This window comes from Liquorilactobacillus mali, from assembly GCF_001437155.1.
Taxonomy (GTDB): Bacteria; Bacillota; Bacilli; order Lactobacillales; family Lactobacillaceae; genus Liquorilactobacillus; species Liquorilactobacillus mali_A.
Genome location: NZ_JQAR01000002.1, coordinates 163,920 through 176,175, shown reverse-complemented (window position 1 = coordinate 176,175; position 12,256 = coordinate 163,920). Strand labels below are relative to the sequence as shown.

The window sequence follows — 12,256 nt, the reverse complement described above, 5'->3', positions numbered from 1 at the left end:
ATATCAGAATAAGTTTTTTCATTTTCCCAACTAGAAATAGCTTACCTAGTAATAAAAAATCCCCAGCAACCTGACCTTGAGTTAAACTCATTTCTGTTTATGCCCTTTTAAGACGTTCGCCAAATTTCATAACTACCCTCCTAATTCAAAACAATTATGTATATAAAATGCAAAAAGGAGCAAGCAGAGAATTGTTGCTTGCTCCTCTTATAGGCATTAGTTTAAAATTATCAACTATTTTAAATCATCATCTTTTCTTTTACCAATTTAAATTATGACTACTTCAACTATTAAACCTATTGAAAAATAATTTATTTTATCTTATACTATCATTAGCAAGCGCTTACGAAAGCGCTTGCTAATGATCAAAAATATTAAAGTTAGGAAGTCTTAGTTATGAAAGCGGCAAGGATTTATGGGAAAAAAGATGTTCGGTTAGAAGATGTTAACATTACTGAACCTAAGAAAAACCAGGTTCAGATCAAGGTTAAGTATTGCGGAATCTGCGGAAGTGACCTGCATGCATATCTTGAAGGCTGGGGTCTTCCTACTGTCGCACACCCGTTAACTGGAAAGACAGTTCCGATTACATTAGGCCATGAGTTTGCTGGAGAAATAGTTAAGGTCGGAAGCGATGTTACTGACCTGAAAGTTGGCGATGCAATTGCGGTGGAACCACTGATAGCATGTGGTAAGTGTGAAAACTGTCGCAAAGGATTTTATAATTTTTGTAATAACGCAGTTGCAAAAGATGGTGCCGGAAACTTTCTAGGCTTTTCAGATAATGGAGGCTTCGCTGAATATGCTAATGTAGACTCATTTTTTGCACATAAAATGCCAGAGGAAATGCCTTTTGAACTGGGGGCACTTGCCGAACCAACTGCTGTAGTGTTTGAGGCGATCAAGAAGAGTGGCTTACGTGCTGGAGAAGATGTTGCTGTTGAGGGCGCAGGACCAATCGGTTTGTTGACAGCAATTTTAGCAAAGCTTGCAGGAGCAAATCGTGTCTTTGTAATTGATGTTTCACAAGATCGCTTGAACAAAGCAAAGGAATTAGGGCTTAAACGTATTTTGAATCCCAGTAAAGTAGATGTATTAGAAGAAGTTCGAAAAGAATGTCCAAATGGTGTTGATGTTTCCTTCGAAGCTGCAGGTGTTCAAGCCACATTTGAAAGTGCATTACAGCTAACAAAGAGAACCGGCACATTGCAGATTGTTGCCCTTTTTGGGAAACCGCTTAAGGTGGATATGACAAATGATGTTATTATGCAGGGTATCGATATTATAACCACTCTTTGTTATAATAACTCCTATCCAGAAGTTTTAGGAATGTTGAATAATCATCGTGAGTTATTCGAAAAGTTAGTAACAAAAAAGATTCCTTTAAGCGAAGTCGTTGAACAAGGGATTAAAGCATTGTCGTCTGAAAAAGAACAAGTTAAAATCTTGGTTTCACCAGAATCATCGTTTTCCAATTAATCTTGGATGCTAAATTAACTTTTTCTATCAACCTTTAAATGCATAATTAGAAACACAACAAGTGATCTAAAAAAGACATAAGTCGATGAAATTTGAGTACTAACGTGAGATTACGAGTAATTCACAATTTTGACTTATGAAAAACACGTTTATACAAAATAAAAAAAGGAGCTGGATCAGAATATAACTTTTGATCCGGCTCCTACTTTTATTGATTTCTAATGAATATGTATGAAGAAGTTTTCCTTCATCAAACCGTAAAACGTAATCCCTTTGGGAAGAAATTCTTTAAAGTCCCATTGACCAATTTAGCAAAAGCAAAGAGTTTCCCATCGCAGCGTAGAACATACCAACCTTTTTTTAGCTGCGTATCAACCAGTGAAATTATATTTCCAGATACATACTCTGCCCATTCAGTTTTTGTCACATCTATAATTCTTAAGACATCTGAACTCTTGATTGCCAAAGCAAGTCCATATGCCGGTTCAAATCTTTTTTTCTTAAATACACCAACCTGAAATCCTGGTTTTACAAATTTTAATTCTTCAATATTGGGCCACTTATTTGAATAATAGAAAAGTTGATCCCCCCAGCACCTCAGACTATCTGCATTAAACAGTTGCCGATTGAAGACTTCTTTTTCAAAATCTTTCCATAGTTTCTCTTCTTCTTTGCTAAGGTTTCTAAATACTGAGGTTACCTTTTTCTTTTTTCTATTTTTCTTGCTGTCATTGCCACCACCATTGCTAATTGGCTCTCTCTTATCTTGAAGCCTAGCTATGAAGTGTCCTTCACCCTTAAAATGATGAGGGAACAGTCTAACCGCTTTTACCATCTTCATATTATCAGCAGCAAATCTCGGAAAACCCGAATCCATTCCAGCATACTTCTTCACAGGAACCAGTTCTAACTCATAATTTTCCATAAGCCACTCAATAATTTGCTCATCTTCCTCAGGCGCAAAGGTACAAGTCGAATAAATTAACTGACCACCCGGTTTAAGCATCTTCATTGTTTCAATCAAGATTTCTCTTTGTCTTGCTGCACATTCAGCTGGATAATCCTTATGCCAATATTTAATTGCATCTGGATCTTTTCTAAACATTCCTTCACCTGAACATGGTGCGTCAACAAAAATCTTGTCAAAATAATTTGTTATTTTTTGTGCCAACGCTTGTGGGCTCTCATTTAAAATCACAACATTTGTTGCGCCAATACGCTCAATATTCTCAGCAAGAATACCTGCTCTTTTTCTGTTGATCTCATTTGAAACGAGTAAGCCTTGACCAGCTAATTTTGTTGCAATTTGGGTTGACTTGCCGCCAGGTGCCGCGCATAAATCCAAAATAACCTCACCTGGTTGGATATCCCCAACTTCTGCTACATACATGGCACTGGGTTCTTGACTATAAACATACCCTGTCTGATGATCCAACGACTTACCACTAACACTTCCATAGAATCCAGTTGGTACGTAAGGTACTGGACGATCAAGCGCGTAATCAATGTTTTCATAATTTTCTTTTAACGGATTGACACGAAATGCCTTAACAGGTTCAGTTTGCAACCCTTCGAAAAAAGCAGGTGCATCCTCACCTAGAAGGTTCGTATATTTTTCTTTAAAATCCACTGGAAACTTCATTAAATCACTGACCCCTATTCATACTTATTACTCTTCTTCTTAATAGCAGGATATATATGATGTTTATCAGAATAAAACTGCTTGTATTATAGATCAGTAATGGGATATAGTTAGTCAATTCAGTAATAAACATACCAGCCATCACACCAAAAACTGTTCCTAAACCTGATAGAAGAGCAAAGAACTCCCACTCTTCAAATAACAGTTGCAGAGGTTCTTTCCCCTGATCCAGAAGATTACGATACCGTCTCTTATTGCTTACTATCCAAACGATTACCCCAAATACGAGCAACCCGAACAGTGCAAACAACATTAACAACTCTTGAAAATGATCTAGTATCCATGAATCTTGATTGATCAAAAAGTGTCTCTGTGCCAAATGTTCAACTTTCTTGGCTCCTAATACAGACTTCAACATATTTTTGTCTAATGCCTTTTTCCCATCAACTATTATCCGATAGTTATTGGCAATCAAACGTTTGCTCTTTTCAATACTTAACGCTATAAAAATCTGCTTATCCAATTGAGATGAATACTTGTCACCCATAACGCCTAATACAGGCACATACTTGTTATCGATTTTTAAATATTCTTGGTCTTTTGGTTCATACAGCTTCTTCTCATAATTCTTTCCAACAACTGCTACTTCAACCTCAGAGTCAAAAGTTCCAGTACCAAAAAAGTTACCATTAATCATTGGTGGAACGCCAAAAGAACCGGTACCGTAAAAATAAGTTAGGTGTTTATTTTTTTTATCCTGAAAATGGATTTGCACATTTTTGATATTTTTACTTTTTTTAATTGTCTGCGTAACATCCCAAATTGTCTCTTTTTTACTCAAGGTAACATGATATGCAGCGGCAGACAAATTATGATTATCCAATTGAATTATTAAACTTTTCTGTTGAATTTTTACAAAAAGAAACACACTTGCTATGGCAAACACAGCGGTATATAAAAGTAAGAACAGTCTTTTAGTTAACAATTATTTTGTCTCCTAGCCTTTTTAGTGAATCCCCAAAGCCATCTTGGCATACCTTGTCATCTTGTCAATCGTCCATGCTGGCTCCCACACAAAATTAATATTTACTTGTTTAACTTCAGCAATTGGCTGGAGTTCACGCTCAATCATTTCAGCCAAAACATCGGTTAACGGACACCCCATCGTTGTCAGTGTCATTTTTATTTCACATGAACCAGCTGAGTCAAGGTCTATCTCGTAAATCAAGCCCAAATTCACAATATCCACACCCAATTCAGGATCAATTACATTTTCTAACTTTTCAATAATCTCATCTTTTACATCTTCAACATTTCTACTAGTCATGCTGTATCCCCCGCTTTAAGTTTAGTTAAAATATTCATAAAACTTTTCTGCCATTTCTACGGTTGTTGCTTGAGAAACTTTATGGCTGCCACCTTGAGTGGTGGTAAAACTAACATTTTCAGCATACGAATGATCTTTAATCCTATCATAAAATTCCTTAGTTGGCTTATAAGGAACCATTCGATCCCCAGTTGCATGCCAGAAATGTACAGGCCTTCCAGCAATTTTTTGTGGATTCATGGACAAATCAATAATTGATAATTGTTCAAGTTCTTTTTCAACATATGCGGGATCTGCATCTTGAACTCCTGGAATCCTGTCCAACAAGGTCTTTGCAAATTCTACAGGACGCGGCGAGCCCATCAGACATACCGCGGCAGTTATCTCCGAATAAATACTCAACAGAGCACAGGTGGTGATCCCTCCCATTGACAATCCGCTAACCCCTATTTTGTTATCCTTTATGCCAAATTCCTTTTTGTAAAAACTAATCAAAGTTGGAAATTCCTTAACAGAGTTCGCAATTATTTGCCAGAATTGTAACTGATGGTTTTCTGCGGGGCCATCTACTTCTCGTTCACCATGATAAAGGGCATCTGGTAAAACAACACGAAATCCCCTCTTTGCGATTTCATATCCTTGCGTTAAGACACGCTCCTTGCAACCAGTCCAACCATGATAGAAAATTACCAGCGGTAGACTATCCTCTTTCCTATCAGCTAAAACAACCTCTAGAACAGGAATATTTTTGATGCTTTTTGGTTCAACAATCATCATCGTGCTATCGCCTCCATATAATTATGTACCAATTATACACCGTTGCTTATACCAAACTCTAGTAAAATTAGTGTTTTTATGGTATCTTAAATTCTACGAGTTTTCATGAATGAGGTGTTAATTTGGAACAAAAACTAATTGCATTAGATTTAGACGGAACAACGCTGAATGCAGATTCACTTATTAGTTCAAAAACTATCAGTGTTCTGCAAAAAGTATGTAAGGCTGGACACATTGTCTCAATTGTCACTGGCCGACCATATCGTATCTCAAAAAAATACTACGACGAACTGCAAATAAAAACACCCATGATTAATTTCAATGGTGCACTTGGCCACATTCCTTACAGAAGTTGGGGTAAAGAATATCAAGATACTTTTTCACGCGAGATTGCTTTTGATTTATTAAAAAATAAAGAAAACTTGGGAATTAAATTAATTGCAGCCGAAGCAAAAACAATGATGCTGGCAGACAGTGTTAATCCTGTAACCGATGGATTCTTCCCTACTTCGTTAAGTACACAACAGCTTCTAAACGAGGATAATCTGGCAACTGATCCAGCTTCTGTTACACTTTTGGTCGAGGAAAACGCTAAAGAAAAAATCATCTCTGAACTGAAGAAAAATTATGGTGACTACATTGAGGTTGGTGTATGGGGTGGCGCAAACCCAATTTTAGAGCTAGCTCCTAAGGGCATCACTAAAGAAAAAGGAGTTCGACTTCTAGCTAATACTTATAATATTGACCGTAAAAATATTGTCGCATTTGGCGATGAACATAACGACTACGAGATGATCGATTATGCTGGCTGGGGTGTTGTTATGAAGAATGGAACAGATGCACTTAAAAAAATCAGTAATGATGTAACTGAATTCGATAACACACAAGATGGTTTAGCAAATTATCTTGAAAAATATCTTGGTTTAGCCGAATAATTAATTCAAAATAAACAAATAGTGTTTCATAAATCACTAAAATTTTGACTTATGGGATGTACACTTATCTGGAAATAAATAAACAGAATGGGGCAAAATCTAAATTTTGCCCCATTCCTTTTATTTTTTTAGAATTAAGATAAAAACCACTGCTTTTACTAAATCAAGTTTTTTCTAATGCTGCTTAAACTACATTTTTAAATCATCACTCAAAAGACGATCATACAATTCACGCATAACAAAAATGATTGTTGCAGTTAGGAAGAACGAGAATGTTACATCAGAAAGAAAATGAGCTCCGATGATTACACGCGATACCCCGAGTAAGATTCCATAGACAATTCCTGTGACCCAAAGACGTTTATGCCACTTCGGCTGTGTTGCAAACCAAGAAAATACAATACACAACGTTCCTGCCATTGTATGACCTGAAGGGAAAGACTTATGTCCATTAACACCATTTGGATGGAACCAAGGTGTAAATTCCTTTTGAGAAGCGCTCAGTTCGTAAGGACGAACACGACCCCAAGCATCCTTCAAAGTCAGGTTGACCTCTAAGGCAAACCAAACTGTCAATGATGCAAAAACAGCTACAATCAAGTAACGGGTAAGCTGTGTATTATCCTTCTTGGCCATCCAATATTGAATTAAAGCCGTGATGATTATGTAGACAACCAACCACAAGGCAATAGCAATTCCTACTGAAAGTTTTGCTGTTGCAGCATCACTATTTGCTAACCCCATATCTTTACCTGAATGAATATTGCTGAGTGCAGATAAAGCATAACTTTCAATCTCATTAAGATACTGTTTCAACTGCCATAATGAAAGACTGAGACCTCCAATAAATAGAACACTTGAAAACAACATTTCGTCAAGATGTCTCAAAGCATATGCCATCGCAATCTCACCACATAAAACAAAAATACAATAAACTGGAAATTCTCCAAATGTTTGAAAAATCGTTCCAAAAATACTATTGTAATTTATTATTGTATTACTGATTGCCAAATCGCCAAAACTTGCAATAAGAAGTAAAATTACACAAATAATCGCTAAAACTAAAAATAATTTTTTCTTAGCACTATATTCCATTACATCATCTCCCTCAACTTAGAGTCTACCGTACTAATGTAAATATCCTGTCACAATTTGTTATTTGTTATGTAAAATAATAAATTAAAACGTTTACAGTATAATTTTTTTAATCTTGTTAAGTTCATTCAAAACGATGAATTTCCACTTTTTAAAATTAACTTATGGAACTTATTTATTTGAAATAAATAAGAGGGCCAAGTCAAAAGTTAACTTTTGACCTGGCTCCTCTATGCCAAACTTGCTTATTATTATTTTTGTATAAATGTATACTATTTATTTCCCGCTGATATTCTAAACAATCGAACTAGTGCTCAAGTTTCTTATAACATTTCTTAAAGGATTGAAAATCAGAGACCCAAATCATAATTTAATAAGTCTTCGTAAGTCTCTCTTCTAATAATCAATTTAGATTCGCCATTTTCACAAAAGACTACGGCCGGTCTCGGGTTACGATTATAGTTGCTTGCCATCGTATATCCGTATGCTCCCGTCGATGGAACTGCCAAAATATCACCTGGATGAGTGATTGGCAGCAAGGCATCTTTTACTAGGATGTCACCAGACTCACAATACTTTCCTACTACGGTAACGATTTGTTCCTTCAATGCATGTGGTTTATTAGCCAGAATTGCAGCATACTTTGCCTGATAAAGTGCTGGTCTAATATTATCTCCCATTCCTCCATCAACTGAAACAAAGTGACAAACTCCTTCTACATCCTTGCGTGAGCCTACCGTATATAAAGTTGTGCCCGCTTCAGCAGCTAGTGAACGTCCTGGCTCGATCCAAATTTCTGGGAATTCAAGATCAGCTTCAGATATTTTCTTCTTAACCTCTGCAATAATTTGTTCTACAAAATCCTCTGCAGGTGAAGGTTGATCACTATCAACATATCGTGCTCCGAAACCCCCACCAAGATTTAGTAGTTTGGCAGAAAAACCAAACTCCTCATTCCACTGCTTCAATAAGGAAACCATTTTATCCACGGCCATTACAAAACCTCTCGCAGCAAATATTTGAGAACCGATATGGCAATGCACTCCAAGGACATTCATTCTAGGATTATCGATCAACTCTTTTAGTGCTTTCTTAGCTTGACCACTGTGTACATCAAAACCAAACTTCGAATTTTCTTGACCGGTTGAAATGTACTTATGTGTCTCAGCCTCAATTCCTGGTGCAACACGTACAACTACAGAAATTGTTGTGTCTTTTTCTTTTAGGATCTTATCCAGAAATGCTATTTCTTGAAAATTATCAACCACAATACAACCGATTTGAGCATCAACTGCCATCTCCAGTTCAACTGGCAATTTATTGTTCCCGTGAAATTCAATCCTTTTTGCCGGCATACCACCCTTTAACGCAGCTACTAATTCTCCCCCAGAAACCACATCACAGCCTAGACCTTCACCCGCAACAAGTTGGTACATAGCAACAGCAGAAAAGGCCTTGCTTGCATAGGTCACTCGATAAGGAACATCTGCATCAATAAAAGCCTGTTTGAAGTGATTTATCTGACTTTTTATTTTTGAGACATCGTATGCTATCAAAGGTGAACCATATTTAGAAACAAGTTCTAAAGTATCGACCCCACCGATTGTTAAATGTCCTGCTTCATTTGTTGCTATTTCATCCGATAAACTTGTCAACTTCAAACATCCTTTCTTTTCAAAAAAATCTAATTAAACAAAAAAGCCGGGAATACTGCCCCAGCCCTTCATACACACCTAATTATTCATCGCTTTTGAGAACTCCGCCTACACTATAGCGGTTTTTTTGCATCTCACTAAGAATAACGTGGACATGTTCAGCTGGTGCTCCAGTGTTTTTGCTAACAGCTTTAGTGACATCTTCCACGAGGTGTTTAAGTTGATCTTGTGTACGGCCTTCAATCAAATCAATATGTACGATTGGCATAAATTTTCCTCTTTTCAACAAAACAAATGATAGTTATATTAAAGCAGAAATAACATTGGAAAGCAATTAAAAATCCTAAAAAAGCTATTTAAAAAAGATTGTTTCCCTTTCTTATTAATTGCTCAACTTATTCTTGATTTCATCCTGCTGCTTTTCATCTGCAAAGTTCCCCGCAACATCAGCAGTATTGACAAAATTTATAAATGCAGTTGGATCAGTTTGCTCTATAATCTGCTTGAATTTATACAGTTCATACCGAGTCAAGACTATCATCAAGGTTTGATTTTTGCTGTCTGAATACCCACCGCTTGACTGTAAAACTGTCACACCACGAATCAGCGAGTTTTTGACCTCCGGGATGATTGCCTCTGCGTGTTTCGTAACCACGAAAGCAGTAAGTTTTTGATGCGATGTGTGGATCCCATCAACGACTCTTGTCATCGCATAATTTGAAATGATTGTATATAATGCACTTTGCCAACTAAAATAAACACCAGCAGTCAAAATAATTATCATATTCGTTATCATCATTAAACTTCCGATGGATTTACCGGTTGTCTTATTAAGTACAACTGCAATAATATACATCCCACCTGTTGAAAAACCGAATTTCAAGGCATATCCAACTCCAGCACCTGTGATGACTCCTCCAAATAAGGCACTCATCAGGAGATTTGAAGTCAAATGAATAACAGGTATGACAATGGCTAAGATAGTGGTTAATAAGACCGTCAAAACACTATAGTACGTAAAACTTTTACCAACCTTTAACCAACCCAATATCCCAACTGGAACATTCAGTAAGAATATAAAGTATCCAGTATCAATATTTATGCCTGTGATTTTTACCAACAAGGATGAAATTAATTGCGCTATCCCATTAAGACCGGAGCCAAAAATGTTGCCTGGAATCAAAAATAAATTTAAAGCACATGCCAAAAGGATTGATGACCAAAAAATAATTGCGATTCTCTTTATTTGATCTGGTATTTTATTTAAAAGCACGACTAAGTTCTCCACTTCAAATTAATTTACACAGCAGCAACTTTTTCTTACAATAAAAAGCTCTGCTATGCTAGAATCATTTTAACGAAATAATTTAGAAAAAGAAAGAGGAATTAATTTGTCATTTAAAGAACAGAGTTTTTCAGCCTGTACAAGTATGCTCGTAGGGAGAAAAGCAAGCATTGATGGCTCGATCATGATTGCACGAAACGAAGATGCAAAAACGGCATGGCCAAAACATTTTAAAGTGTACCCTCACACTGATCATAACGATAAACAGGTCTTTGTTTCGCCAGACAATGGTTTTACGATGGAACTGCCCCAAACTAGCGGACGTTACACTGCTACTCCCGAATGGACCGACAAGTACGGTATCTTTGCTGAGGATGGCTTTAACGAGTATGGTGTTGCTATGAGTGCTACTGAAAGCGCATATGCGAATGAACGAGTTCTCGGAGCTGATCCGCTAATTTCTGATGGAATCGGTGAAGAAGCAATGATTACAGTCACACTACCATATATTCATTCGGCTCGAGAAGGTGTCCAATACCTTGGTAGAATAGTTGAAAAAAAAGGGGCAAGTGAATCAAATGGTATTTTATTTGCCGATCAAAAAGACGCTTGGTACATGGAGATTGCAACAGGTCATCATTGGGTAGCACAACGGATACCTGACGATTCCTATGCGGTGGTTGCCAATCAGTTAGCAATCCAAGAAATCGACTTTTCTGATAAGGATAACTTCTTGTATTCAACGGGTATTACAGAATTTGTTTCGCTGAATAATCTAAACACTGCCACAGATTCTTTCAACTTCCGTAATATCTTTGGAACGCAAGATTTAAGCGATGCGATCTATAGTACCCCGCGTGTATGGTATGGTCAAAAATATTTAAATCCTGAAATTGAACAAAATCCAATGAGTCAAGAGCTTCCTTTCATCCGCAAAGCTAATCGTCTAATAAGCCGCGAAGATGTTGAATTCATTCTCGGATCGCACTTTCAGGGAACAGATTATGATCCAATTGGACAAGGTCCCGCTGATTTAAAGCACAAGTTCCGTCCAATTAGCCTAGCAAAGACGCAGGAATCACATATTCTCCAAATTCGACCTAATCTCCCACTTGAACTTGCAGGAATACAATGGCTTGCACTGGGAGTCACTGCACAAAGTATCTTCGTTCCCTTTTACGCAGCAATCAACGATACTCCAGAATCTTATAAAAAAGGAGCTGCGACATACAGTTCAGACTCAGCTTATTGGGAATACAAATTGCTTGGTATTTTAGTTGATAGTAATTACCTAGAGTTTGGCCAAAAGCTAAAGACTATGCAAAAAGAAGTTAGGATTGAATTAAACAAGCGTATTCGCGAAATTGATCAGCATATTCAAAGCGATGTAAAATCAGAAAACAAAGGTGAGCTCCTCACAAAATATTCAAATGAAAATGCTCTCTACGCAAGCAGAAAAGTTGAAGAACTAACTGCCCAACTGATTACTGAAGCGACTGCATTCTCACCACTTGATTTTAAAACCGACGCTAATTTATGATAAAAAAAGTGACAAGAGCCTAATCAAGAAATGCAGGCTTTTGTCACTTTATTCAAATCAAGGAATTCAGTTCAGCTGTCAGAGTTAGACTCCGACTTCAAAGCGCTCAACATTAACAGCAGCGGTTAACTCACCAGAGTTGGCACCCTTAAGACGTAACATTTGCGTCTTTTCATTTAATTCTAAGGTCATGTCTTCGTCCATATACATTTTACTGTAGCCTTTGATAGCAATTGGACCCATGTCAGTGTCGATGCTTTCATCATAGTCATGTGAATCGACAGCTGGGTCAACTAGAAGTACACGGAAAACAGATGCTAAAGTACATGTGCCCACGCGTGACAGGGCACCTACACCATCGTCAAAGTCTAGCAAGACCTTAACATCTGCGTCGCCTATCTTACTTCGTAATTTTGCTTGTGCTTCCGGAGTGATTTTTAAATACATTTCAGTTCCTCCATTCGTTTTTTTACCATATCTTAACTACTATGTCTCAACTATATTGTACACGTTATATCTGA

Annotated in this window: 12 protein-coding genes; 3 read left to right on the top strand and 9 right to left on the bottom strand. The window is 37.1% G+C overall.

Annotated elements, in window-relative coordinates:
- The first annotated feature begins 396 nt into the window (after positions 1 to 396).
- Positions 397 to 1,479 carry a 2,3-butanediol dehydrogenase gene (locus IV36_RS01865; protein WP_056990512.1) on the top strand — a complete coding sequence of 361 codons (1,083 nt, stop codon included), beginning with the start codon at positions 397 to 399 and terminating at the stop codon, positions 1,477 to 1,479.
- A 250-nt stretch (positions 1,480 to 1,729) separates the two neighbouring features.
- Here IV36_RS01865 and IV36_RS01860 read toward each other — a convergent pair whose 3' ends face one another.
- Genes IV36_RS01860 through IV36_RS01845 form a run of 4 tightly spaced genes read right to left on the bottom strand, consistent with a single transcriptional unit; the run spans position 1,730 to position 5,225 of the window.
- Positions 1,730 to 3,121, bottom strand: coding sequence for an RsmB/NOP family class I SAM-dependent RNA methyltransferase (locus tag IV36_RS01860; RefSeq protein WP_056990511.1), 1,392 nt, complete (start codon positions 3,119 to 3,121; stop codon positions 1,730 to 1,732).
- 4 nt (positions 3,122 to 3,125) lie between these two features.
- Positions 3,126 to 4,106: an ABC transporter permease gene (locus IV36_RS01855; RefSeq protein WP_056990510.1), complete on the bottom strand. Its 981-nt coding sequence runs from the start codon at positions 4,104 to 4,106 to the stop codon at positions 3,126 to 3,128.
- Between the two features lie 21 nt (positions 4,107 to 4,127).
- A complete protein-coding gene (locus IV36_RS01850) occupies positions 4,128 to 4,448 on the bottom strand; it encodes a metal-sulfur cluster assembly factor (protein ID WP_056990509.1) in 321 nt (106 codons plus the stop codon).
- Between the two features lie 21 nt (positions 4,449 to 4,469).
- Positions 4,470 to 5,225 carry an alpha/beta fold hydrolase gene (locus tag IV36_RS01845; protein WP_056990508.1) on the bottom strand — a complete coding sequence of 252 codons (756 nt, stop codon included), beginning with the start codon at positions 5,223 to 5,225 and terminating at the stop codon, positions 4,470 to 4,472.
- 122 nt (positions 5,226 to 5,347) lie between these two features.
- Between IV36_RS01845 and IV36_RS01840 the strand changes: the two genes are divergently transcribed.
- Positions 5,348 to 6,160, top strand: coding sequence for a Cof-type HAD-IIB family hydrolase (locus IV36_RS01840; RefSeq protein ID WP_056990507.1), 813 nt, complete (start codon positions 5,348 to 5,350; stop codon positions 6,158 to 6,160).
- A 189-nt stretch (positions 6,161 to 6,349) separates the two neighbouring features.
- Here IV36_RS01840 and IV36_RS01835 read toward each other — a convergent pair whose 3' ends face one another.
- From IV36_RS01835 to IV36_RS01820, 4 genes are all read right to left on the bottom strand, one after another.
- Positions 6,350 to 7,255, bottom strand: a complete 906-nt coding sequence (locus IV36_RS01835) for a phosphatase PAP2 family protein (protein ID WP_056990506.1) — start codon at positions 7,253 to 7,255, stop codon at positions 6,350 to 6,352.
- A 350-nt stretch (positions 7,256 to 7,605) separates the two neighbouring features.
- Positions 7,606 to 8,910 carry a diaminopimelate decarboxylase gene (lysA, locus tag IV36_RS01830; protein WP_056990505.1) on the bottom strand — a complete coding sequence of 435 codons (1,305 nt, stop codon included), beginning with the start codon at positions 8,908 to 8,910 and terminating at the stop codon, positions 7,606 to 7,608.
- 82 nt (positions 8,911 to 8,992) lie between these two features.
- Positions 8,993 to 9,196, bottom strand: a complete 204-nt coding sequence (locus IV36_RS01825) for a 2-hydroxymuconate tautomerase (RefSeq protein ID WP_261974520.1) — start codon at positions 9,194 to 9,196, stop codon at positions 8,993 to 8,995.
- A gap of 96 nt (positions 9,197 to 9,292) precedes the next feature.
- Complete coding sequence (locus tag IV36_RS01820) at positions 9,293 to 10,183, bottom strand: YitT family protein (protein ID WP_056990504.1); 891 nt, start codon at positions 10,181 to 10,183, stop codon at positions 9,293 to 9,295.
- Positions 10,184 to 10,340: 157 nt separating this feature from the next.
- On the opposite strand from IV36_RS01820, the gene IV36_RS01815 reads away from it, so the two are divergent.
- Positions 10,341 to 11,735, top strand: coding sequence for a C69 family dipeptidase (locus IV36_RS01815; RefSeq protein WP_056990543.1), 1,395 nt, complete (start codon positions 10,341 to 10,343; stop codon positions 11,733 to 11,735).
- An 84-nt stretch (positions 11,736 to 11,819) separates the two neighbouring features.
- Here the strand turns inward: IV36_RS01815 and IV36_RS01810 are convergent, their stop codons facing one another.
- Complete coding sequence (locus IV36_RS01810; protein ID WP_056990503.1) at positions 11,820 to 12,182, bottom strand: iron-sulfur cluster biosynthesis family protein; 363 nt, start codon at positions 12,180 to 12,182, stop codon at positions 11,820 to 11,822.
- Positions 12,183 to 12,256 lie beyond the last annotated feature (74 nt).

Bases quoted from the DNA above. Each gene is read 5' to 3' on its own strand.
- IV36_RS01845 (WP_056990508.1), bottom strand. From the start codon at position 5,225: ATGATGATTGTTGAACCAAAAAGCATCAAAAATATTCCTGTTCTAGAG.
- IV36_RS01835 (WP_056990506.1), bottom strand. From the start codon at position 7,255: ATGGAATATAGTGCTAAGAAAAAATTATTTTTAGTTTTAGCGATTATT.
- IV36_RS01865 (WP_056990512.1), top strand. From the start codon at position 397: ATGAAAGCGGCAAGGATTTATGGGAAAAAAGATGTTCGGTTAGAAGAT.
- IV36_RS01815 (WP_056990543.1), top strand. From the start codon at position 10,341: ATGCTCGTAGGGAGAAAAGCAAGCATTGATGGCTCGATCATGATTGCA.
- IV36_RS01860 (WP_056990511.1), bottom strand. From the start codon at position 3,121: ATGAAGTTTCCAGTGGATTTTAAAGAAAAATATACGAACCTTCTAGGT.
- IV36_RS01810 (WP_056990503.1), bottom strand. From the start codon at position 12,182: ATGTATTTAAAAATCACTCCGGAAGCACAAGCAAAATTACGAAGTAAG.
- IV36_RS01850 (WP_056990509.1), bottom strand. From the start codon at position 4,448: ATGACTAGTAGAAATGTTGAAGATGTAAAAGATGAGATTATTGAAAAG.